The organism is Phocicoccus schoeneichii (assembly GCF_014635565.1).
GTDB classification, from domain to species: domain Bacteria; phylum Bacillota; class Bacilli; order Staphylococcales; family Salinicoccaceae; genus Phocicoccus; species Phocicoccus schoeneichii.
This window is the reverse complement of record NZ_BMDB01000001.1, coordinates 728,465-751,504: the sequence shown is the minus strand read 5'-3', so window position 1 is coordinate 751,504 and position 23,040 is coordinate 728,465. Positions and strand designations below refer to the sequence as shown.

General features: G+C 36.6%; 23 protein-coding genes. 17 read left to right on the top strand and 6 right to left on the bottom strand.

Translation table 11 applies throughout. The annotated features are described in order from the left end of the window. Nucleotides 1–37: 37 nt before the first annotated feature. The 3 genes from IEU51_RS03865 to putP all read left to right on the top strand — a co-directional run bounded on the left by IEU51_RS03865 (nucleotide 38) and on the right by putP (nucleotide 3,906). Nucleotides 38–997, top strand: coding sequence for a beta-ketoacyl-ACP synthase III (locus IEU51_RS03865; protein WP_186085514.1), 960 nt, complete (start codon nucleotides 38–40; stop codon nucleotides 995–997). Next, nucleotides 997–2,238 (top strand): beta-ketoacyl-ACP synthase II, encoded by a 1,242-nt coding sequence (gene fabF / locus IEU51_RS03860; RefSeq protein WP_186085517.1) that lies wholly within the window; start codon nucleotides 997–999, stop codon nucleotides 2,236–2,238. The genes IEU51_RS03865 and fabF overlap by 1 nt, the downstream gene beginning before the upstream one ends. A 117-nt stretch (nucleotides 2,239–2,355) precedes the next feature. Next, the gene (putP, locus tag IEU51_RS03855) at nucleotides 2,356–3,906 is read left to right on the top strand and encodes a sodium/proline symporter PutP (RefSeq protein ID WP_186085520.1); all 1,551 of its coding nucleotides are present in this window, start codon (nucleotides 2,356–2,358) and stop codon (nucleotides 3,904–3,906) included. A 44-nt stretch (nucleotides 3,907–3,950) separates the two neighbouring features. Here putP and trpS read toward each other — a convergent pair whose 3' ends face one another. Continuing rightward, nucleotides 3,951–4,952 carry a tryptophan--tRNA ligase gene (gene trpS / locus IEU51_RS03850; protein WP_186085523.1) on the bottom strand — a complete coding sequence of 334 codons (1,002 nt, stop codon included), beginning with the start codon at nucleotides 4,950–4,952 and terminating at the stop codon, nucleotides 3,951–3,953. 242 nt (nucleotides 4,953–5,194) lie between these two features. Between trpS and spxA the strand changes: the two genes are divergently transcribed. The 4 genes from spxA (at nucleotide 5,195) to pepF (ending at nucleotide 9,320) form a co-directional block, all read left to right on the top strand. Beyond that, nucleotides 5,195–5,590, top strand: a complete 396-nt coding sequence (spxA, locus tag IEU51_RS03845) for a transcriptional regulator SpxA (protein ID WP_186085525.1) — start codon at nucleotides 5,195–5,197, stop codon at nucleotides 5,588–5,590. Nucleotides 5,591–5,740: 150 nt separating this feature from the next. Beyond that, nucleotides 5,741–6,451 (top strand): adaptor protein MecA, encoded by a 711-nt coding sequence (locus IEU51_RS03840; protein WP_186085527.1) that lies wholly within the window; start codon nucleotides 5,741–5,743, stop codon nucleotides 6,449–6,451. Between the two features lie 49 nt (nucleotides 6,452–6,500). Next, nucleotides 6,501–7,463: a competence protein CoiA gene (locus tag IEU51_RS03835; protein ID WP_186085529.1), complete on the top strand. Its 963-nt coding sequence runs from the start codon at nucleotides 6,501–6,503 to the stop codon at nucleotides 7,461–7,463. Nucleotides 7,464–7,526: 63 nt separating this feature from the next. Then, nucleotides 7,527–9,320 (top strand): oligoendopeptidase F, encoded by a 1,794-nt coding sequence (gene pepF / locus IEU51_RS03830; protein ID WP_186085531.1) that lies wholly within the window; start codon nucleotides 7,527–7,529, stop codon nucleotides 9,318–9,320. Between the two features lie 435 nt (nucleotides 9,321–9,755). On the opposite strand, the gene IEU51_RS03825 is transcribed toward pepF, so the two are convergent. Genes IEU51_RS03825 through IEU51_RS03815 form a run of 3 tightly spaced genes read right to left on the bottom strand, consistent with a single transcriptional unit; the run spans nucleotide 9,756 to nucleotide 11,517 of the window. After that, nucleotides 9,756–10,532: a DsbA family protein gene (locus IEU51_RS03825; RefSeq protein ID WP_186085534.1), complete on the bottom strand. Its 777-nt coding sequence runs from the start codon at nucleotides 10,530–10,532 to the stop codon at nucleotides 9,756–9,758. A gap of 27 nt (nucleotides 10,533–10,559) precedes the next feature. Beyond that, on the bottom strand, nucleotides 10,560–10,940 hold the full coding sequence (locus IEU51_RS03820) for a globin domain-containing protein (protein WP_186085537.1): 381 nt from the start codon (nucleotides 10,938–10,940) through the stop codon (nucleotides 10,560–10,562). After that, nucleotides 10,933–11,517, bottom strand: a complete 585-nt coding sequence (locus IEU51_RS03815) for a CYTH domain-containing protein (protein WP_186085540.1) — start codon at nucleotides 11,515–11,517, stop codon at nucleotides 10,933–10,935. The genes IEU51_RS03820 and IEU51_RS03815 overlap by 8 nt, the downstream gene beginning before the upstream one ends. Before the next feature lie 115 nt (nucleotides 11,518–11,632). Here IEU51_RS03815 and IEU51_RS03810 point away from each other — a divergent pair, with 115 nt between their 5' ends. The 5 genes from IEU51_RS03810 to fabI all read left to right on the top strand — a co-directional run bounded on the left by IEU51_RS03810 (nucleotide 11,633) and on the right by fabI (nucleotide 15,672). Further along, nucleotides 11,633–11,977 (top strand): UPF0738 family protein, encoded by a 345-nt coding sequence (locus IEU51_RS03810; RefSeq protein ID WP_186085543.1) that lies wholly within the window; start codon nucleotides 11,633–11,635, stop codon nucleotides 11,975–11,977. Nucleotides 11,978–11,988: 11 nt separating this feature from the next. Then, nucleotides 11,989–12,609, top strand: a complete 621-nt coding sequence (locus IEU51_RS03805) for a GTP pyrophosphokinase (RefSeq protein WP_186085546.1) — start codon at nucleotides 11,989–11,991, stop codon at nucleotides 12,607–12,609. Nucleotides 12,610–12,621: 12 nt separating this feature from the next. Beyond that, nucleotides 12,622–13,413 carry an NAD kinase gene (locus IEU51_RS03800; protein WP_186085549.1) on the top strand — a complete coding sequence of 264 codons (792 nt, stop codon included), beginning with the start codon at nucleotides 12,622–12,624 and terminating at the stop codon, nucleotides 13,411–13,413. Between the two features lie 14 nt (nucleotides 13,414–13,427). Further along, nucleotides 13,428–14,825: a magnesium transporter gene (gene mgtE, locus IEU51_RS03795; RefSeq protein WP_186085552.1), complete on the top strand. Its 1,398-nt coding sequence runs from the start codon at nucleotides 13,428–13,430 to the stop codon at nucleotides 14,823–14,825. Between the two features lie 79 nt (nucleotides 14,826–14,904). Then, nucleotides 14,905–15,672 (top strand): enoyl-ACP reductase FabI, encoded by a 768-nt coding sequence (gene fabI / locus IEU51_RS03790; protein ID WP_186085555.1) that lies wholly within the window; start codon nucleotides 14,905–14,907, stop codon nucleotides 15,670–15,672. Nucleotides 15,673–15,702: 30 nt separating this feature from the next. Here the strand turns inward: fabI and IEU51_RS03785 are convergent, their stop codons facing one another. After that, nucleotides 15,703–16,428 (bottom strand): alpha/beta hydrolase, encoded by a 726-nt coding sequence (locus IEU51_RS03785; RefSeq protein WP_186085558.1) that lies wholly within the window; start codon nucleotides 16,426–16,428, stop codon nucleotides 15,703–15,705. 100 nt (nucleotides 16,429–16,528) lie between these two features. Here IEU51_RS03785 and IEU51_RS03780 point away from each other — a divergent pair, with 100 nt between their 5' ends. Further along, on the top strand, nucleotides 16,529–17,635 hold the full coding sequence (locus IEU51_RS03780; protein ID WP_186085560.1) for an AI-2E family transporter: 1,107 nt from the start codon (nucleotides 16,529–16,531) through the stop codon (nucleotides 17,633–17,635). A 77-nt stretch (nucleotides 17,636–17,712) separates the two neighbouring features. Continuing rightward, nucleotides 17,713–18,423, top strand: a complete 711-nt coding sequence (locus IEU51_RS03775; protein WP_186085563.1) for a M23 family metallopeptidase — start codon at nucleotides 17,713–17,715, stop codon at nucleotides 18,421–18,423. A gap of 22 nt (nucleotides 18,424–18,445) precedes the next feature. On the opposite strand, the gene IEU51_RS03770 is transcribed toward IEU51_RS03775, so the two are convergent. Next, nucleotides 18,446–18,835, bottom strand: a complete 390-nt coding sequence (locus tag IEU51_RS03770) for a hypothetical protein (protein WP_186085566.1) — start codon at nucleotides 18,833–18,835, stop codon at nucleotides 18,446–18,448. A gap of 187 nt (nucleotides 18,836–19,022) precedes the next feature. Between IEU51_RS03770 and IEU51_RS03765 the strand changes: the two genes are divergently transcribed. The 3 genes from IEU51_RS03765 to IEU51_RS03755 all read left to right on the top strand — a co-directional run bounded on the left by IEU51_RS03765 (nucleotide 19,023) and on the right by IEU51_RS03755 (nucleotide 22,638). After that, complete coding sequence (locus IEU51_RS03765; protein WP_186085569.1) at nucleotides 19,023–19,799, top strand: gluconate 2-dehydrogenase subunit 3 family protein; 777 nt, start codon at nucleotides 19,023–19,025, stop codon at nucleotides 19,797–19,799. A gap of 16 nt (nucleotides 19,800–19,815) precedes the next feature. Further along, complete coding sequence (locus IEU51_RS03760; protein ID WP_186085572.1) at nucleotides 19,816–21,537, top strand: GMC family oxidoreductase; 1,722 nt, start codon at nucleotides 19,816–19,818, stop codon at nucleotides 21,535–21,537. A 204-nt stretch (nucleotides 21,538–21,741) separates the two neighbouring features. Then, nucleotides 21,742–22,638, top strand: coding sequence for a nuclease-related domain-containing protein (locus tag IEU51_RS03755; protein WP_186085575.1), 897 nt, complete (start codon nucleotides 21,742–21,744; stop codon nucleotides 22,636–22,638). Nucleotides 22,639–23,040 lie beyond the last annotated feature (402 nt).

The window sequence follows — 23,040 nt, the reverse complement described above, 5'->3', positions numbered from 1 at the left end:
AGTACCTAGTAATAAAAACGAAATAAGGTGTGAGTATATGTCTAATGTGGGTATTATAGGTATTGGTAGTTATGTGCCTGATAAAGTATTTACAAATGAAGATTTTGAAAAAATCTTAGATACTTCTGATGAGTGGATTACTGAAATGACAGGGATTAAAGAACGTCGTTTTGCAGAAGATATGGATACAAGTGACTTAGCAATTAAAGCTGCAGAAGCGGCTATAAAAGATTCTGGATTAAATAAATCTGAGATCGATATGGTCATTGTGGCAACGTCAACTCCAGATCATCATTTTCCAACTGTAGCAAACCTGGTACAACATGCACTTGGTTTAAATCATGTGCCGTCTTTTGACCAAGCTGCAGCGTGTACAGGATTTATTTATAGTATGATCACGGGTATGCAGTTTATAAAAGCGGGTACTTATAAACATATACTTGTAATTGGCGCAGATAAGTTGACTAAGATTACCGACTTTGATGACAGAAGCACTGCTATTTTATTTGGTGATGGAGCAGCAGCAGTTGTACTCGGGCCTGTAAGTGAAAATTATGGTATTAAATCATTTGAACTCGGGTCTAATGGTGAAGGTGGCAAGTGGCTATATGATGATAAAGATACGAATTACCTTCAAATGAACGGCAGAGAAGTATTTAAGTTTGCAGTTCGTATTATGGGACAATCTAGCGTAAGTGTAACTGAAAAAGCTGGACTCACATCAGAAGACATCGATATGTTTATCCCTCACCAAGCAAATATACGTATTATGGAATCAGCAAGAAAACGCATGGGAATTCCAGTTGAAAAGATGAGTAAAACAGTAGATAAATTTGGAAATACTTCAGCAGCAAGTATTCCATTAAGCATGGCTTATGAATATGATAATAATAAATTAAAAGATGGAGACAATATTGTTCTTGTAGGATTCGGCGGCGGACTCACTTGGGGTTCAATCTGTCTTACATGGGGAAAAAATAAGGAGGATACGGTCTAATGACAGAGCGTAGAGTAGTAATTACAGGTTTAGGCGCATTAACGCCCATCGGTAATTCAGCAAGAGAAACTTGGGAAAATGCATTAAAAGGGGTCAATGGTATTGGTCCAATCACACGTATTGACACAGAAGAATTTAAAGTAAAAGTTGCTGGGGAACTTAAAAACTTTAATGTTGAAGATTACATTGATCGTAAAGAATCTCGCCGTATGGATCGATTTACTCAATATGCGATTATTGCAGCAGACGAAGCAGTAAAAGACTCTGGTATTGAGATTACAGACGAGAACGCTGATCGTATTGGGGTATGGATCGGCTCTGGTATCGGCGGAATTCAAACTCTTGAAGACGGATTACGCCAACTCGTTGATCGTGGTCCATCAAGAGTAAGTCCTTTCTTCGTACCTATGATGATTCCAGACATGGCAAGTGGTCAAGTGTCTATCCGTACGGGTGCAAAAGGACCGAATGGAGCTACTGTTACAGCGTGTGCTACAGGTACAAACTCAATCGGTGATGCTTATAAAATTATCGCTCGTGGTCAAGCAGACATGATGATTACTGGTGGTACGGAAGCTCCAATCACAAACATGGGTGTTGCAGGATTCCAAGCTGCTCGCGCAGTTTCATTAAGTGATGATCCTGAAAATGCATCAATTCCATTCTCAGCAGATCGAAATGGATTTGTAATGGGTGAGGGTGCTGGAGTCTTAGTAATTGAAGAACTTGAACACGCGAAAGCACGCGGAGCTAAAATTTATGCGGAAATCGTTGGTTACGGTACAACAGGAGATGCATACCATGTAACTGCACCAGCACCTGAAGGTGAAGGTGGTCAACGTGCGATGAAAGAAGCAATGAAAGATGCTGGAATTGACATCACTGATGTTGAATACATCAACGCACACGGTACGTCTACTCCATTTAACGATGAGTTTGAAACAAAAGCAATTAAAGCAGTATTTGGAGCGCATGCATATAAACTAAAAATCAACTCTACAAAATCAATGATGGGCCACTTACTTGGCGGTACTGGTGGAGTAGAAGCGATCATTGCAGCGAAATCAATTGAAGAGGGTAGAATTCACCCAACAATTAACTTACGCAATCAAGATCCAGAACTTGATTTAGATTTTGTTAAAGATGGTCCAGAAGATTTAGATATTAACTACGCATTATCGAATTCACTTGGATTCGGTGGTCACAACGCAACTTTAGTATTCGCAAAATATACAGAATAATCGTATTCCAACACTAAAAGTGTAATTTTAGTGTTGGAATATTTTTATACCTATTTTAAAACGCTTCCACACTATGTACAATAGAAATATGTTTCAAAGAAAAGGGGAAGAAAGAACATGTATTTACTAAATGTTTCTACGATGTCCGACATGGTTCACCAATCGTGGCAGACGTATATCATGATTGCGTTATACTTCATTATCCTTTTAGGTATTGGGTATTACGCATACAAAAACTCAACAGGGGATCTTGATGAGTACATGCTTGGTGGGAGAAATATTGGACCTTATGTAACCGCTCTATCAGCTGGTGCAGCAGACATGAGTGGTTGGATGATCATGGGTCTACCAGGGGAAGTATACTCAATAGGTCTATCCGCATCATGGATTGCAATTGGTCTAACACTTGGTGCGTACATAAACTACTTTGTAGTTGCACCTAGACTTCGAGTTTACACAGAAAAAGCGAATAACTCGATAACACTTCCTGAATTCTTTAAAAACCGTTTAGATGATCAGTCTAATACGATTAAGATTTTAGCAGGGCTTATCATTGTTGTATTCTTCACACTATATGTGAACTCAGGTATGGTAGCAGGCGGGAAACTTTTTGAAAGTGCTTTTGGTCTTAAATATCATTATGGATTAATTTTAGTAGCAGCAATCGTTATTTTCTATACATTTATTGGCGGTTATCTTGCAGTATCACTGACGGATTTCTTCCAAGGTGTAGTTATGTTAATCGCTATGGTTATGGTTCCAATCGTAACGATGATGCAATTAAACGGATTAGATACTTTAGGGGATGCAGCGCGCCTCGAACCAACAAACTTAGATTGGTTTAAAGGAACTACTGTAATAGGTATTATCGGATTTATTGCATGGGGACTTGGATATTTTGGTCAACCACATATCATCGTACGTTTTATGTCGATTAAAAGCGTAAAAATGCTACCAACAGCGCGCCGTTTTGGTATTAGCTGGATGGCAATTAGCTTATTAGGTGCGGTGTTAGTTGGTTTAACAGGTATCGCATTTGTTGATGCACAAGACGTAGTAATAAAAGATCCAGAAACAATCTTTATCTTAATGGGACAAGTATTATTCCATCCACTAGTTGGTGGTTTCTTACTTGCAGCAATCTTAGCGGCAATAATGAGTACGATTTCTTCACAATTAATTGTAACGTCTAGTTCATTAACTGAAGACTTTTATAAACTGTTCCGTAAAGAATCACCAACAGAAGATCGTCGTAAAGAGTTCTTACTTGTTGGACGTTTATCTGTACTTGTCGTAGCAATTGTTGCGATTTTCTTAGCTTGGACTCCAAACGATACAATTTTAAACCTTGTAGGTAACGCTTGGGCAGGATTTGGTGCCGCATTTGGACCACTTGTACTCCTTTCATTATATTGGAAGAATCTAACAAGAACTGGTGCAGTCAGTGGTATGGTTGCTGGTGCAGTTACAGTACTCGTATGGATTGTATGGGTGAAACCACTTGGTGAAACTTATGAATTCTTTAACTTGTATGAAATTGTACCGGGATTCTTTATTAACTTATTTGTGGCATATTTTGTGAGCTTAGTTACTAAGAAACCTGCCATTGATGTTGAAAGAGAATTAGAAGAAGTTAAAGCAGAAATTAAATCAACAATGAATAGCTAAAAAATAAAACTCTCATTCTTAAGAATGAGAGTTTTATTGTGTTTTTATCGTCTTTGTTTTCTTCCTAGACCCATAGCACGATTCATTTTTTCTAAAGTACGTGACGTAACTTTAATTGCTCTGTCCCGACCTTCGTCTAAAATGTCATTTAATTCGTCTGAATTCAGGTAATAATTTACTTTTTCTTGGAATTCAGTTAAGAATGCCTCAATGACCTCTCCTAAATCTTTTTTAAAGTCACCATAAGTTTTACCTTCGTACATCGCTTCTAATTCAGAAACTGATTTTTTTGCAAAGATAGAATAAATTTCAAGTAAGTTTGTGATGCCTGGTTTATTTTCTCTATCATATTTAACAACCATATCTGAATCTGTCACGGCACTTCTAATCTTCTTCGCTGCTGCTTTAGGATCATCCATTAGCGAGATAAACCCACGCTGATTCTCATCACTTTTACTCATCTTTTTAGTTGGTTCTTGTAAGCTCATGATACGTCCACCGAATTCTGGTAGCTTCGTTTCAGGTAAGGTAAAGATATCATTGTAATGATGGTTAAAACGCTGTGCTAAAGTTCTTGTTAGCTCTAAATGTTGAGATTGGTCATCGCCAACAGGTACAACATCTGCATTATATAGTAAAATGTCAGCTGCCATTAGAGTAGGATATGTGAATAACCCAACAGGGATACCTTCTTTTTTAGAAGCTTTTTGAGACTTATCTTTAAATTGAGTCATGCGCTCTAATTCACCCATATAGCTGATTGTCTGAAGCATCCAAGTTGCCTCTGCATGGGCGGGAACTTCACTTTGAATAAAAAGTGTTGCTTTTTTAGGATCAAGTCCTGATGCAAGATAAATAGCTGCTAAGAGTTTAGTATTCTCTCTCAGTTTAAGACGATCTTGAGGCGAAGTGATCGCGTGTAAATCAACGATACAAAAATATGATTCGTGGTCATGCTGCATTTCAACGAATTGGCTGATTGCACCAACATAGTTACCAATTGTTGGAACGCCACTTGGTTGAATTCCTGAAAATAATTTTTTCATCATATACTCCTTAAAAATCTTATTATATTTAGTTTAATACGAATAATCATTTCAATCAACGATACATATTTATCATAAAGACATAATGTTTTCAAACTTTTTAACAAATTCTCATACTATTTTAATGTTCAGGCAGTATAATAATAAGTAATCAGAGATAGATATTGCTATAATACTGATTAATACAACCGAATATTGGGTATAACTATACAAATATTCGAAAGAAATGGGAGTGTAAGTATATGGTAACATTATTTACTTCACCTAGCTGTACATCGTGTCGTAAAGCAAAAGCTTGGCTAGAGGAGCATAACATTCCATATTCTGAAAGAAACATTTTTTCAGAACCCCTAAAATTAGACGAGGTTAAAGCGATCCTGAGAATGACAGAAGACGGTACTGATGAAATTATCTCTACACGTTCAAAAGCATTCCAGAAGTTAAATGTGGATATTTATAGCCTTCCAATGAATAAACTTTATGATTTAATCATGGACAACCCAGGCATGTTAAGACGCCCAATCATCCTTGACCACAAACGATTACAAGTAGGGTATAACGAAGATGAAATTCGTAGGTTCTTACCACGTACAGTAAGAACGTTACACCTAGAAGAAGCAAAAAAACTAGCAGAGTAATAGAATAATGATATGATATAGAAAAGCGCCTGTAGCTCATGTTTACAGACGCTTTTTTAATGGGTATAGAATGATAACTCGTTATTGTGGAAATTTAGTTAATTTCACGTATAATAAATGTTACTAGATGAGAGTAGGGAGTGAGTCAAAATGAGAATAGAGCGAATAGATGACTCGACACTCAAATTCTATATTACTTATCAAGATATAGAATCTCGTGGCTTCGATAGAGAAGAATTATGGATGAATAAGAGACGCGGAGAAGAATTTTTCTGGCAGCTCATGGACGAAGTTAAAGATGAACACACAGTCGAATTCATTAATGAAGGTCCGTTATGGATTCAAGTTCAAGCGTTTGATAAAGGACTTGAAGTAACTGTTTCAAAATCACAACAACACCCTGAGTCTATTGGCATTCAAAAAGGCCAGCTCGGGTTAGACCATGATGAAATTACTAATTTCCTTGAAGAGACGTTACAAGAAGAACAGACAGGTGAGATTGACCATACTGATCTTGAACGCGTGAAACGTATGTTAAATAAAGAACTAGGTTCTCATAACCTCTATAGAAAACCACTAATTGTTGAGTTTGACGAATTCGATGACTTAATCGATTATGCATATCACCAAGAACAAGACGAAACGTTATATGACGATTTGTTTATCACATATGAAGGAAAGTATTATTTCCTAATATACTTTGGAAAACAAATTTCTGATGAAAAACGTGAACAAACACGCGTACATCTATTAGAGTATGCGAATTTAACGCATACTACTGAAGAAGTACTAATGGAATATGGAAAAACACTGTTATCTAACAACGTTAGACGCATGGTGAGAAATAAATTTGCAGCGTAAAAAAGCAAACCCTCCTTTTACATGTATATATGTATAAGGAGGGTTTTTTATGTTTATTGCGATAGATGAAGTTGGAAATGAAATAGAAGCCATTCATGCATCTAGATCCAAAAAATATTATTGCCCCGTATGTCAGAGTGAAGTGATTGTAAAGCGAGGTGATATAAAAATCGCACATTTTTCTCACCAAAACATAAATATGTGTGAGAGGTATTTATATAGAAGAGAATCTCCACTACATTTAAAATTAAAAAACAATCTTTATTTGATGTTAAAACCAAATTACGATGTGAGGTTAGAGTATTATCTACAAGAGATAGAACAAATTCCAGATTGTTTAGTTGAATGCAGTGTAGCCCTAGAAATTCAACTTTCTAAAATTTCACCATCCCTAATAATGGATCGCACAAATGGATATAAGACACTCGGTATTGATGTTCGATGGATTCATGATGATTCAGGGATTGTTGCTAAAAATGACACGATTTACTTGAGTCATTTTCAAATTTCTACTTTGAATCAATTTCACCTATTCACTGTGGATAGTGAGACAATGACATTTTACATGTATCGGGTGATTGGGAATGTTGGAGGCATGAGATGGCGTTATGAGAAAAAGAAGATTTCTTATCATGATCTCATCAGACCAGTAGAAGACATTTACGAGTTTATTAAAATGGACCGTGTTTTTATCGATAATGAAATTAAAAGAGCTAGAATGATGCGTAGTGTTCGAAATAAGACGTTAAGCTATCTATATTTACTACAATTAACAGCTGATGAACTCCCAACACTATTCATGTATTTGACTCCATTTGAGCGTTTTATAGAAGAACCGCAACTAGAATGGAAGTTGTATCTCTACTATCATATTAAGAATAAATCGTTTGATTATCATGCGTTTTTAGAATATATTACGCTACGGAAAGTAAATACAAATCTCACAAGTAAAGATATTGCAAATGGTTTGCTATATGATTTTAAAAAAATACTTCGAATTTCGAATGAATAACTTGCCAATCATATATTATATTGAGAAAATTAAGTTATCAAGAGAATGTTTGGAGGATTTAGAATGTCAGAATTAATGAAACGTGAAGATCAACTACTAGAAAATACATGGGATCTCACAACGATTTTTGAATCAGATGAAGCGTGGGAAGAAGCGCTGAAAAATATTGAATCTAGAATCGGTGAAGAAGAAAAGTTTAAATCAGGTTTTGATTCTAAAGAAGTATTGCTTGAAGCACTAGAGCTCGAGCGTGACATAGATATAGATTTCGGTAAGGTTTATGTATATGCACATCTTAAACATGACCAAGATACTTCAAATGATGTCTACAGTAACTTAGAGTCACGTGCACGTTCACTAGGAGTGAAATTATCCTCTGCATGGAGTTTCTTTCTACCAACGCTAATGGAAATTGATGCGGACACTTTAACAGAGTGGGCTGCGGACGAATCATTTAAAGACTTCAAATTAGATATTGAAAAAATTAATAAGCGTCGTCCTCACGTGTTAAGTGACAAAGAGGAAAAGCTACTTGCTGAAGCGGGCGAAGTTTTATCTACACCAACGTCAACATACATGATGTTTAATAATGCGGATTTAACTTTTGATAAGGCTAAAGACAAAGATGGAAAAGAGTATTCTGTAACTCAAGGTACATTTGTCGACTTATTAAAATCAAGCGATCGTGAATTACGTCAATCGGCATACGAGAATCTTTATTCAGCATACCAGGGATTTGAAAACACGATGAGCAAGACACTTGAGGGTGTTGTGAATGCACATATCTTCAGTAGTAATGCACGTGGTTATGAATCAGCAAGAGCACAAGCTTTAGCAAATAACCATATTCCTGAAGCGGTATATGATCAACTTGTTGAAACAGTAAACAATAATTTACATTTATTACACAGATATACTGAATTGCGTAAAGAATTACTGGGTCTTGACGAACTCAAGATGTATGACATTTACACACCGCTTGTGAATGAAGAGTTTAAAATGACGTATGAAGAAGCACAAGAGTGGATGTTAAACGCATTACAACCACTTGGTGATGAATACGTATCAATCGTTAAAGAAGGATTAGACAACCGCTGGGTAGATATCTATGAGAACAAAGGTAAACGTTCTGGTGCATACTCATCAGGTACTTATGGAACAAATCCATATATCCTAATGAACTGGCAAGACAACGTTGATAACTTATTTACGTTAGCGCATGAATTTGGACACTCAGTTCATAGTTACTACAGCCGTAAAAATCAACCTGCTAATATTTCAGGTTACTCAATCTTCGTAGCAGAAGTAGCGAGCACATTTAACGAAGCACTTCTTGCTGATTACATGTACAACAAGTTAGATGACAAGAAAAAACAACTGTACTTATTAAACGAACAATTAGAAGGTTTCCGTGGAACAGTGTTCCGTCAAACAATGTTTGCTGAATTCGAGCACAAAATTCATAGCCTAAAAGAAAGCGGTGTACCACTTACTGCAGGTAAATTAAATGAAATTTATGGTGAATTAAACAAGAAATATTACGGAGATGCTGTATCATATGATGAGTATATCTCACGTGAGTGGGCGAGAATTCCTCACTTCTATATGAATTACTATGTATATCAATATGCAACAGGATACTCAGCAGCAGCAAGTCTTTCAAAACAAGTACTGGAAGGCGGAAGCGAAGTAGCAGAACGTTATATTAACGAATTCTTGAAAAAAGGATCTTCAAACTATCCAATTGAAATTCTTAAGAATGCTGGAGTAGACATGACAACTGCAGAACCAATCGAAAATGCAATGAAATTCTTTGAAGAAAAGCTAGAGCAGTTCGAAAAACTAATCAAAGAATAGCAAAAAAACCGCTACGAGCGGTTTTTTTGTCTCGATTCGGCTTTTTGGTCAAAATGTCCAAAGAGTTTGTGAAGTTGTACACAGGCAACAAACATGTGAAATCATTATCATAATCCTTGAGAAACCGTTGTAATCGTGCTATATTTAATTCATGGAAAAATAATTCACTGAAAAACATACCCCTTTTGTTAACAGTGAAGTAAAGTTTCTCCCATCCCCTTTGTAAGGAGTACACTATAGAAGGTGTGCTCTTTTTTTGTGAGAAAAATGAGGTTTAGTACCTCGAAAGAGAGGGGTTAACGACTAATCTCTCGAAATTCATAGCAGTTGTAAAATGGAATCTTACTCTACTTAAAGATGTAAAATTTTACAAACCAAATAAAAAATCCAACAATGCAGCTTCTAATCAACTACATTGTTGGATTCATCTAACATCTATTCTGTTTTGGCTATTTTGTAATATTCTGTGTCGACGAGTTTGACTCGATTGATCACATGTTCGAATTCGAGTCTTCTGAGTTCATTGAGTAACACGCCTTCTCGCCAATCGTATATTGTCTTCAATTCTCTAAAGCTCACGAGTTCATTTTTCATGATGTAGTCTTTTATGTTTGGTAATGCTTTTTTCTTCACATCTATGCCAAGCATTTCATGAATGATATGTGCGTACACATAATAGTCGTATATACCTTCTACTTTCAAGCCGTCTTCCTTCACGTCTCCACTAAAGAATACGAAAGTAGGGTGTTCTTCTATTTCTAATTCACGATAAAGTGCTAGGTCACGCTTTAAAAGAATGTGTAAATTTTCGCTGCCAACTTCTTCTTTGAATGCGCTCATATCGAGACCTGAAAGTTCTGCACATTCTTCTATCATCTCACTTGTACAGAGGCCATTCACTGGTGTGATTCGATTAAATAAAAATCTCATGAATTTACGAGCTTTCATGCGACCTTGTACTTCTGCTGCTTTGTACGCAAGTGCAATATTATCTTGGTTGGAAGTCGATTGAGCCTGGCATTTTGTCAGTACTTTCAAAGATGGTGCAAGTACTTTTGTAATATGCAAGTGTCCCTTATATTCAAGTAATAACTTATTTATAATAGCCTCCATTTCAAGCGATGTCTCTTGAAATGGATCGAAAAAATAAAACGCCTCTACCCTATAATCTACAGGATCTATAAAGAGAGGAATAATATTTGATTTACTCACTGTATGTCACCTCATGAAATTTAACCATTATTGTTCAAAAGTATTGACCATATGATTGGCTGTTAAAGTATATCGAGCAAGTAGGTGTTCACTAAGGTCACTATTTAGTCCAACATCATTCATTGCTTTTCTCATATTATCGAGCCAAGCGTCTCTTGATTCTTCCGTAATTCTAAATGGCATATGTCTAGCACGCATCATCGGATGGCCAAATGTTTCATTATATAAATTTGGTCCACCTAAAAACTGTGTTTGAAACAACTTTTGCTTATATGCTGTATCTTCCCAGTCTCCCGGAAACAGGAAGTTAATACGATCATCTTTTTGAACATGCTGATAAAAAACATCAATCATTTCATAAAGCTTTTCCTGTCCAATAGTCTCATAAACTGATACCAATTTACCCATCTTTCCTTTCTACTAACTTCCTATAAAAACGTTCGCTCTTAACAACTTCTTCAGTTCTCTGAATATCATAGTGGTCAAGAATCTCATTAAATACTACTTTACCATCACTCACATTTTTTGCCTCAAATTCTAGCTCATAATCAGTTTCACCGAAGTATTGGCTCTCATCCAGCACTAATAAACCATTTTTATATGTGCGTTCATAGCGGATTGTCTCTAATTGCCCTTGGATTTTTAAAGTATTCGTATCAATATTTCTTTCCTTTAGAACATTTATTATATCAGCTCCGAGGTCAGATTCATCGATATTTGTTTTCTCGAGCACTGATTCATCCAAAATTTGATGATATTCAGTAATTACATGTGCTTCGTTTGGAACTTTTAATGTAAGTACAAAACGATCTTCAAGTTCCCTGATGCGCAGCATCAAAATATTTTTTCTAATTTGTAAGTCCTCTGTGTCAATATAGAAGTTTGTTTGATAAAAGGGAGTAATGTCAATAAAAAGGGAATCTCTAATTTGTTTGAATTGGTTACTCGTAATTAAATTTTTAAATTCAATTTCAGTCTCTATCATATCTTACACCTCAATCATTATTATGCGTATTTAATCTTTACCTGTAAAGCAATCAGATTTAATATGGGATACGAGTAAATATATGGTAAAATATATGTCGGTAGGAGTGAAAAAAATGGATATTTATGTTACTGAAATGAAATTTGAAAATGAAGTATTAAATGTATTTACAGAGGCAGACGTTGAAAACTGTACTGCATTGAGTCAAATGATTGTTGACTCAGATGATTTCTCATTTATTTATCTTTTAGATAACGGTGTCGATTATGTGAGACTCCATTTTGTAAGTGAGACTTGGGAAATGTTAGAGAGATATAGAAATCAAAAAATAGTTTTAAACGAAACCTTAGAACTCAGCGATTTTTATGACGAACTTAACTATTTAATTTCAAACATCGAAGGCAACAACAACTATGGTAAAGAGTTTGAAGCGAAAGTGGTAGAAACGTTTAAGGCATAGGAGGCATTAATATGGATGAATGGGATGTTTTTTTATCACCATACAGACAAGCCGTCGAAGAATTAAAGATAAAATTAAAAGGGATCCGAAAAGATTACCAAATCAATCGTATGTCATCGCCCATTGAATTCGTAACAGCACGTGTCAAACCTGTGCAAAGTATCATCGAGAAAGCGAGTAAAAATAATATCTCATACGATAACTTAAGAGAAGGTATGTATGACATCGCTGGTGTCAGAATCATGTGCCAGTTCGTTGATGATATTGAAATTATTCGAGATCAAATCAAAAAAAGAAAAGATATGCGAATTGTTGAAGAACGAGATTATATTACAAACACAAAAGAAAGCGGTTATCGTTCTTATCACATCATTATCGAATATCCAGTTGAAGACATTGACGGGCAAGTGAAGATCTTAGCTGAAATTCAAGTCCGCACCCTAGCAATGAACTTCTGGGCGACAATAGAGCACACATTGAACTATAAATATTCTGGAGAATATCCAGAAGAAATTAAAGAGAGATTGCAGACAGCTGCTGAAGCGGCGAATAAACTCGATCAAGAGATGTCATTAATTAGAGAAGAAGTTCAAGAAGCACAAAAGTTCTTTTCTAAGAAGCGTAATCTATAGAGGAGGTACAGTATGCACTTTCAAATCATATCTAGAAGAGACGAGATTTCATCAGAATTACAAAAAAAGATGATCGAACGACTCATAGATGCGGGTATGGCTTTAAATGAGGAAAGTCCAGAACTTGTGATATCAATCGGTGGTGACGGCACGTTACTCAGTGCCTTTCATAAATATCAGCATCGCCTAAAAGAGACGTGCTTTGTTGGTGTACATACTGGTCACCTTGGATTCTATGCAGATTGGAATCCTGAAGAAGTCGATGAATTAATCGATTTGATTATCAAAGAGAATTTTGACGTAATCGAATATCCACTCGTTGAAACGAAAGTAATATGTGCAGATAAAACACATGAATTTCTATCATTAAATGAATCTACTTTAAAAATGCCGCGTGGAACGACGTTAGTCATCGACGTTAGCTTAAGAAAAGGATTATTCGAGAGGTTTCGTGGAGACGGAATTTGTATATCAACACCATCTGGGTCAACAGCATATAATAAGTCGCTAGGTGGAGCAATTATTCATCCATCGTTTAGAGCGATGCAACTGACAGAAATCGCGTCTTTAAATAATCGTGTTTTCAGAACTGTGGGATCACCTATGGTATTTCCAGATACACATTTTGTACGTATCACAACGACTACAGAAGCTCCGCATGCAGTCACTGTAGACCATTTACATTTTGAAATTGATGGAATCGAGGAAATTGAATATCGCGTCGCAAAAGATACAATTCGATTTGCACGATTTAGACCATTTCCGTTTTGGCAACGTGTCAGAGAATCATTTATTTCTAACTAAAATAGGGGGAAGTCATGGAAACTAACAATAGTAAAGAAATTGAATCACATCAAGATATCGACTTTGAAGTCGTGTTTCTTGAGATGAGAAATTTATTAAATAATAACGAATATGACATGTTTAGAGAAGCGTTCCTTGACCTCCATACTTATGAGCAAAGTGAATTCTTCCTGACATTAACTGAAGGTGAAAGAGAGAAACTCTATCATTTCTTATCACCAAAAGAAGTCTCAGACTTCTTCGATAGCTTCGAATTAGAACCAGATGAATATGAAGAACTCTTCAGTGAAATGGACGCACGTTATGCAGCTCAAGTTGTAGGGCTCATGCAGTATGACAACGCAGTAGACATTTTAAATGAACTTCCAAAAGAAATGGCTGCGACGTACTTACCGCTCATGAACCGTGAAGATCGCGAAGAAATTCGTTCACTTATGGATTATGAAGAAGATACCGCTGGCGGTATCATGACGACGGAATTTGTATCTATTGATAGCGAAATGACCGTCCGTCAAGCAATGGAGCACTTAAAAAAAGTAGCGCCAAATTCAGAGACGATTTATTATCTATTTGTCACAGATCCAAGAAACAAACTTGTAGGTATTATCTCTCTTCGTGATTTAATTGTTGCAGAAGATGATGCATATATTGGTGACATCATGAAAGAACGCGTAATTTCTGTACGTGTTTCTGATGACCAAGAAGAAGTTGCAAACATTGTGCGTGATTACGATTTCCTAGCTGTACCGGTTGTGGATTTTCAAAATCATTTAGTCGGTATCATCACAGCGGACGACATTATGGACGTTATACACGAAGAAGCGGAAGAAGACTACTATAAACTTGCTGGGATGAGTGAAGAAGGTTCTCCGCAAGACGGAAATGCACTACAAAGTGCGAAGAAGCGTCTACCATGGCTCATTGGACTTACGTTCATGGGTATGATTACTGCAACGATGCTTTCAACATTTGAAGAAACACTACAAAAAGTAGCAATTCTCGGAGCGTTCATTCCAATCATCGGTGGGATGGCAGGTAACGCTGGAACGCAAAGTCTTGCAGTAGCGGTACGTGGACTTTCTACAGGTGAGATAAAAGACCAGAGTCTTATTAAACTCGCACTTAAAGATATTTTTACTGGAATGATCACGGGGCTTGTCTGTGGGGTACTATTATTTGGTATTATCTCTATTCTATTCGGACAACCAATGCTCGGAGTTATTGTTAGTGTGTCATTATTTGTAGCGATGACTGTCGCAACATTATCTGGAACGTTTATCCCAATGGGTATGGCAAAACTCGGCATCGACCCAGCAGTAGCAAGTGGTCCATTTATTACAACAAGTAACGACATTATCAGTTTAGTCATTTATTTCTCATTAGCAAATGCTTTAATGAGTGCTCTTGTTTAATTTCTAAATGATTTTAATTGATTTTTATGAGTAAGAACTTTAAAATTAGTAGTAGGTACTAAAAACTAGGAGGTCTACCATGAATTTAGAAGGTAAAACGTATGTCATTATGGGTGTTGCGAACAAACGCTCACTCGCATGGGGTGCTGCACAAGCATTAGACAAAGCAGGAGCAAAGATTGTTTTCACATCACTTTCTGAGAGATTCTCAAAAGAGATTGAAAAGCTTGCATCTGAACTTGAAGGAGATCACGATATCATCGTGGAATGTGATGTGTCAAAAGACGAAGACGTTGAACGTGCATTTAAAGAAATTAATGAAAAAACAGGCGGATTCGATGGTGTGTTACATGCAATCGCATTTGCAAATAAAGAGGAATTAAAAGGTGGATATTCTGAAACTTCACGTGACGGATTTAAACTAGCTTTAGATATCTCTGCATATTCTTTAGCAGTTGTTACAAAAGAAGCGAAGAAATATATGAACGAAAATGGTTCAGTGGTTACACTCACTTACCTTGGTGCAGAACGTGCAATGCCTAACTACAACGTTATGGGTGTAGCTAAAGCAGCACTTGAAGCTTCAGTAAGATACTTAGCATTTGAATTAGGTGAAGAAGGTATGCGTGTAAACGCAGTATCAGCAGGCCCAATTCGTACTCTCAGTTCATCAGCTGTTGGTGAGTTCAAAACAATCCTTAAAGAAATTGAAGAGCGTGCGCCATTACGCAGAAACGTAGACCAAGTAGAAGTAGGTAACGCGGTAGCATTCCTATTATCTGATTTCGCATCAGGAATTACTGGTGAAGTATTACATGTGGACAGTGGATACAGCATTATGGCATAAAAAAATTTTCCCGAGCCATCGGGAAAATTTTTATTTTTTTATAAAGTATTCTACTGCATGTTCAAGTTCAGGTTTCCAAGTTTTCCAGATATGACCGCCTTCTAATTCCTTATATGTGTATAGATATGGCGTGTATTCTATTTCTTCATTTAGCTCTCTGTTTGGAGTTAAGAAATCCGCTTCTTTACCCATAATAGTCGTAAATCGTTTTTCATCTAACCCAATAGTATGGTAGAAGTCTATTTTTTCAATACCAGGACTTTCCAAGATAAAATCTTTAAACGTGTCCGAAATCATCGGAGAAAAAGCCAACACTTTGTTGAACGTGTTCGGATAACTAATCGCTGTTTTTAGTGCAAAGCTTCCTGCGAGACTTTCCCCCATTAAGATTCTAGAACTCCCCATCTTAAAAGTAGAGAAGTTTTTATCCATAAATGGTGCAAATTCTTTAGTAACGAATCTCATAAAGTCTGTAGACTTATCACCTTCTGGATGGAAATAATGATTACGCCACTCTACTGTCGGGTATGGAATACCTATGATGATTGCGCGTTCAATTTTATTTTCTTTGTAAAGTCGCTCATAAATTCTATCGATTTGTCCATACTTAAAGAAGTCTTGAGAATCGAATGTGAAAATAGTGTGGTACTTGTAAAGATCTGTATAATTTTTAGGTATATAATATTGAAATGTGACTTCCTCACCGAGGATTTCGGAGTGGATCGTACTTTCATGAATACCTTCTGTTTTATCCATCAAGAATCACCTCTTAGCTCTCATTATATCTATCTCTTATACCTATGTGAATAAAAATTAAAGTGGTATAATAAAATTTAAGAAAAAAGGAGGCAATAGAATGACGAATAAAGTTTGGTTTCAAAGTGGCGTCGCAATAATCATGACGCTCGTAATCATCTTTATGGTGACAAAAGTTGATTACGTGTTCAAACCATTTATAACTATATTTGCAACTATCGCTTTGCCGCTCTTATTGGCTGCAGTCTTATATTATATAACGATCCCAATTCAAGAATTTTTAGAGCGACATAAAAGCCCACGTTGGCTATCGATTATTGCATCCCTATTAATGATTGTAATTGTAGTTACTGTACTTTCGATCTCAGTTATTCCGATTGTGTCAGAACAGGTGCATAACTTAGTGACTCGTGCCCCGCTATTACAACGTGAGGCAACAAGCGTTGTGAATCAACTGATGGCACAAAGAGACAGATTACCATTCGAAGTTAATATTGAAGAAATAACAGATAAAATTGTGAATTTTGGTTCTACAATATTTACAGGAATTATCAGTAACGCATTCAAGATTATTATGAATACTGTGTCTGTCGCAATTTCCTTAGTACTTATTCCGTTCTTCTATATCTTTATGCTTAAAGATCATGAACGCCTAGTACCAATGATAACTATGCCATTCACAGGTAGACTTAAACTATTCCTTCTTGATGCACTTAAAGACATTGACTTAACATTACGTGCATTCATTCAAGGTCAAATGTTAGTTTCATCTATTTTATGTATTATATTATACATTGGTTATTTAGCAATTGGACTCGATTATGCATTATTACTTGCGATCTTCGCACTATTTATGAACGTTGTACCATTCGTTGGTCCATGGGTAGCCTTCTTACCAGCAGGTATTTTAGCACTGATTCAAGACCCGATGATGTTCGTATGGGTATCACTCATTACTTTAGGTGCTCAGCAATTAGAATCACACGTAATTACACCAAACGTAATGGGTAACAGATTACAAATGCATCCACTTACAGTAATTACAATCGTGTTAGCTGCAGGAAACATTGCAGGATTCATAGGAATCTTAGTTGCGATTCCAACCTACGCTGTAATTAAATCAATCATTCAAAATATCTGGAGATATCGCCGTGACTTATCCGATACTTTCACATCAGATGTACCAGAAAAACGAATAATCAAATAGGAGGGTAAGAGAGAAATCTCTTGCTCTTTTTTGTCTTTATTTTAATACCAAACGATATATCAATTGGAGGGGATAATATGAATCCAATTGAGTATTTAAAACAACAAGGATTTAAGGTGACGAGTAATCCGAATCAGTATGCGTCTCGAGTTTTTGGTCTCAGGAATTACACGTTGAATGGGTATAACTATGATAGTTATTGCGGAGGGTATCATTGTGCATATGATCTCGTAAAGTCAGATGGCGCGAAGATTCCAGCAGTGATGAGTGGGGTGGTTGTTGCAGGGACTAGAGTAAAAGGTAATTTCGGTGCGACTATTGTAGTGGCAAATAAAAAGCTAAATCGACAAGTTATATATGGTCATTTGAAAGAGAATATTTGTGTGAAAATAGGAGATCATGTTTCTGTTGGTGACACAATTGGCTTTCAGGGGAACACAAATTATTATGGCGTCAATATGGCGAGTCATCTGCACATTCAGTTTCAAAAATATGGATATTTAAAAGAACGTGATTTTGTGTGTAATGGCATTGATTGTAAGGATATGAATATTTTAAAAGATAAAATTCAAGGGACATTTATTTCGTCAGCCACAATTAATATGCGTAAAGGCATGAGTGTGAAAAGTGAAAGGATTGGCAGCGTTCATATCGGTTTTGAAATGAAATTTAAGAAAATAGAATATCGTGAAGGTCATTACTGGATTGAAGGCACACGGGGTAAGGATAAGTTTTATATCGCGATTGGTAATGCACATTCAATTTGGGGAAAAATAAAAATGTTGTGATACTTTTGTATCACAACATTTTTTATGTGTGTCTGTTTTGTAATCTAGCATCAATCTTTTGAAGCATTTGGTTGATTGTGACTTGATTAAACATTTCTACGAAAAAGACTACAATAATTGCATAAAGGATCGCAGCACCAACTACATAAATATTTCCTGTCAATACAGTCATAACGATTGCAGGAATTAATACTAGCGCAACATAAAGAACGAGCATGATTACTCTATTTGAATCGATTGAACGTTGTGCAGTTTTAATGTCTTCACCGAATTCACGCGTTGCATAATCAAGGTCTACATTGTTGTCATCTGTGTATACACTCGTAATTTTTGGCTTACGGTAAAGTTTGTCTTCAACATACCTTAGATCCATGTGTTTAGAGTTCCAAGTTAAATCTTTAAAAAATCCCATCGTTCGTGCCCCCTTTTTTAAAAGTGTTCTTACAATAAGTATATCCCTTATAGCCGTCTAATTCAAAGGTGTAAATTCGAGTTTTTATTTTTCGTTATTTTTTAAAAAAATTGAATAATTATGTGTAAATAGGGTATTTATAATTATAATCCACAAACACGTGGATATCTTTATGGGGGTGACAGAAATGTCAGAAGAAAAACAGTTTTCGAGACGTGATTTCTTGAAAACGACAGGTGCAGCAACTGGCGGAATCATCGGAGGGTCGCTACTCGGTGGGTTTATTGGGTTTAATCTGAACGATGATCAGAGTGAACAAGCAGAACAGAATAAGACAGATGGTCATTCTGACGGACACGAAAGTTCTGGCGGGGGTTTATCAGATAAAACGCGTGTGTTCTTTATGACGGACGAAGACTTTATAGTCGTTGAAGCGGCGATGGAGAGAATTTTCCCAGAGTCGAAAGTAGGTCCAGGTGCAAAAGAACTCGGCGCAGCGTATTATCTTGACGGTCAACTTGCAGGGCAGTGGGGGTCTAACACGAAAGAATATATGGTTGGACCATTCCATGAAGGACTTCCAACGCAAGGGTATCAGTCTCCGTTGACACGAGCAGAATACTTTACAATTGGTATTAACAAGTTGAAGAGTGAAGCACAAGATAGACACGATAAAGGATTCCATGAACTAGATGAGAAAGATATGGATGCAATTTTACAAGATTTCCAGGATGGTAAAGTGGACTTAGGGGTACCTAAAAATATTGCAACGAGCGCTTACTTCTTTACGATGTTGCGTGGGGCGACTTTAGAAGGTGTGTACTCAGATCCAGTGTATAGAGGAAACAGAAATATGGAGGGCTGGAAGATGAAACAGTTCCCAGGACATCAACATTCATACCTACAGTTAATTGAATCAGATGAATTTCAAGAAATCGATCCAATGCCAAACTTTGGTATGTAAAGAAGGGTGAAATAAAATGGCTAAAGAATTAGAAAAAGTAGATGTTGTAACAGTTGGTGCTGGATGGACAGGAGGAATCGTAGCTGCAGAAGCAGCTAAAGCAGGTTTAAAAGTTGTAAGTTTAGAGCGTGGTAAAAGACGTGGAACGAAGAACTATCAACACGTCCATGATGAATTAAAATACGCACTTAGATATGAATTGATGCAGGATGTTACTAAAGAGACGATTACATTTAGGAATAATCAAGATCAGCGTGCGTTACCTATGCGACAAATGGGTAGCTTTTTACTTGGTGAACACGTCGGTGGTGCAGGTACGCACTGGAATGGTTGGACATATCGATTCTTACCGTATGATTTTGAAATTAAGACGATGACAGAAGAAAAATATGGTAAAGAAAAACTAATGGAAGATAAAGGATATAGATTTCAAGATTGGGGCATTACATACGATGAATTAGAACCGTATTTCGACCAATTTGAAAAGACTGCTGGTATTAGCGGTGAAGAAAACCCACTTGGCGGTAAGAGAAGCGACAAATATCCAAACCCTCCAATGGTAAAAACTAAAATTTTAAAAATGTTTGAAAAAGCAACTAAAGAAATGAAGTATCATCCATACATGTTACCTTCAGCAAACATGTCTCAAGAATATACAAACCCTGATGGAGAAAAAATGGGTGCTTGCCAATATTGTGCATTCTGTGAGAGATTTGCTTGTGAGTATGCTGCAAAAGCAAGTCCAGAAGTTACTGTAATACCTACTGCTGAAAAAACAGGTAACTATACAATTCGTACAGAAGCAAACGTTGTTGAAATTATTAAAGACGGGAATAACAAAGTTAAAGGTGTTAAGTTTGTGGACACTGTAACGAAAGAAGAGTTTATTCAACCGGCTGATGTTGTTGTACTTACAAGTTACATGCTTAATAACTATAAGCTTCTTAGAATTTCAGATATCGGTGAACAATATGATCCTAAGACTGAAAAAGGTACATTAGGACGTAACTATTGCTATCAAACAACAGGTGGAGCTACAGGATTCTTTGACGAGCAATTTAACACATTTATGGGTGCTGGTGCATTAGGTATTACACTCGATGACTTCAACGGAGACGAGTTTGACCATACAGATTTAGACTTTCTTCATGGCGGCAGTTTATATACAACTCAAACGGGTGCACGACCAATTCTCTCAAACCCAGTTAAAGCAGGTACAAAAAATTGGGGAGAAGAGTTTAAAGAAGAATCTATCAAAAACTATACACGTACTATCAATGTGTCCGGACAATGTGCAACGAGTCCACATAAAGATAACTATCTAGATATTGATGAAGATTACACAGACGCATATGGATTACCGCTCGTAAAACTTACGTATAACTTTACTGACCAAGATCGCTTACGTACGAAGTATCTTGCGGAACGTTCTGGTGAAGTATTAGAAAAGATGGGTGCGAAGCATGTGGACGTTGGTGGAGATCTAAAAGACTACGACATCGTTCCTTACCAATCTACACACAACACAGGGGGCACTGTGATGGGTGATGACCCAGAAATTTCAGTAGTAAATAACTGGTTACAACATTGGGACGCAGATAACTTATTTGTAGTTGGAGCAGGAAACTTTGCGCACAACTCAGGCTACAACCCAACAGGAACAGTTGGTGCACTGGCATACCGTTGTGCTGAAGGGGTAATTAAATACCATAAAAATCCAGGTAGACTGGAGAAATAGTTATATCATATTACTCTCTAACTTTGATTAGAGAGTAATTTTTTGAATTGTGGTGCGCGATTTTAAATTTGATGCGGTTCCTGAAGTTTTGTGGGTATTTATCTTGTGAAATTTAAATATTTGATGCAACTACTATCAAATCGCAACTCGCATTATTGGTGTCGTTGTGGTTCACTCAAGATAAAAACAGAGGTGAACCGTGGATTGAACAAGTTAGAAATTTTGAAGAAACGTATGGCACTCAATACTTCTGAGTCTAAATTATTATTTCTTAAAAGAACGGGCGATGAAGGGGAAACGTATGTGTCGAAAGTGTTGTCTGAGAGGTTGGAAGTTCAGCCGTTTGTATTGGAAGATTTTTTGTTCGAGATTGATGGCAGCGAATGCCAAATCGATTTTTTAGTGATGTTTGAGTATGAGTGTTTGTTGATTGAAGTGAAGCATTATGAGGGAGATTTTATTTCGGGTGATGAATACATAACCAAGGTGGATTCCAAGAAGAAATATCCGAACCCATTGGCACAACTGGCTCGAGCGACTGATAGATTAGAGAAATTATTTATGAGAGAGAATATTCGTATGAAAATTGTGGCGTTAGTCATTTATACGCATCCGTGTTTTTATCTATATCATGCACGAGTAGATAGTCGAATCGTGTTTTTGTCACAAACGAGAAGATATGTGGCGGAGTTAAATCAGAAGCCGTGTAGAATTGGAGAGCGACATAAAAAGATTTTTGAGAGATTGAATTCGCTACGCCTCGAAACATCTGCATATGAGAAAAAGATCGTGTACGAATACGAAGATTTGAAGAAATGCATAACCTGTGCGAAGTGTGATGGTGAGATGGAGCGCAGAAGCACTGGAGACAGGAAGTTTATCTATTGCAATATGTGTGGCGTTCGAGAAAAACTTTATGACGCCATACTACGAAACGTTGCAGAACTAGAATATCTATTTCCTGATAAGGAGCTGACCCTGACGCTGGTGTTGGAATGGGTTGGTGGATGTATTACAAGAAAGTTTTTAACTAAAATACTTTTATCGAGATATGAGTTAATCAAAAAAGGGCGTAGCTCGTATTATATAAAAAAATCTTGAAAAAATTACTAGTGAAACATTATCATATCTTCGTTTCGAACATAATCAGGTCGTGGAAGTTGTGCTATGGGTAAACCACACCTTGAATAGACGTTAATCAGGTCGTGGAAGTTGTTGTATGGGTAAATCACACCTTGAATAGACGTTAATCAAGTCGCGGAAGTTGTTGTCTGGGTAAACCTCACCTTGAATAGACGTTAATCAAGTCGTGGAAGTTGTTGTATGGGTAAACCGCACCTTGAATAGACGTTAATCAGGTCGTGGAAGTTGTTGTATGGGTAAACCGCACCTTAAATAGACGTTAATCAAGTCGTGGAAGTTGTTGTATGGGTAAATCACACCTTGAATAGACCTTAATCAAGTCGTGGAAGTTGTGCTATGGGCCAACCGCACCTTGAATAG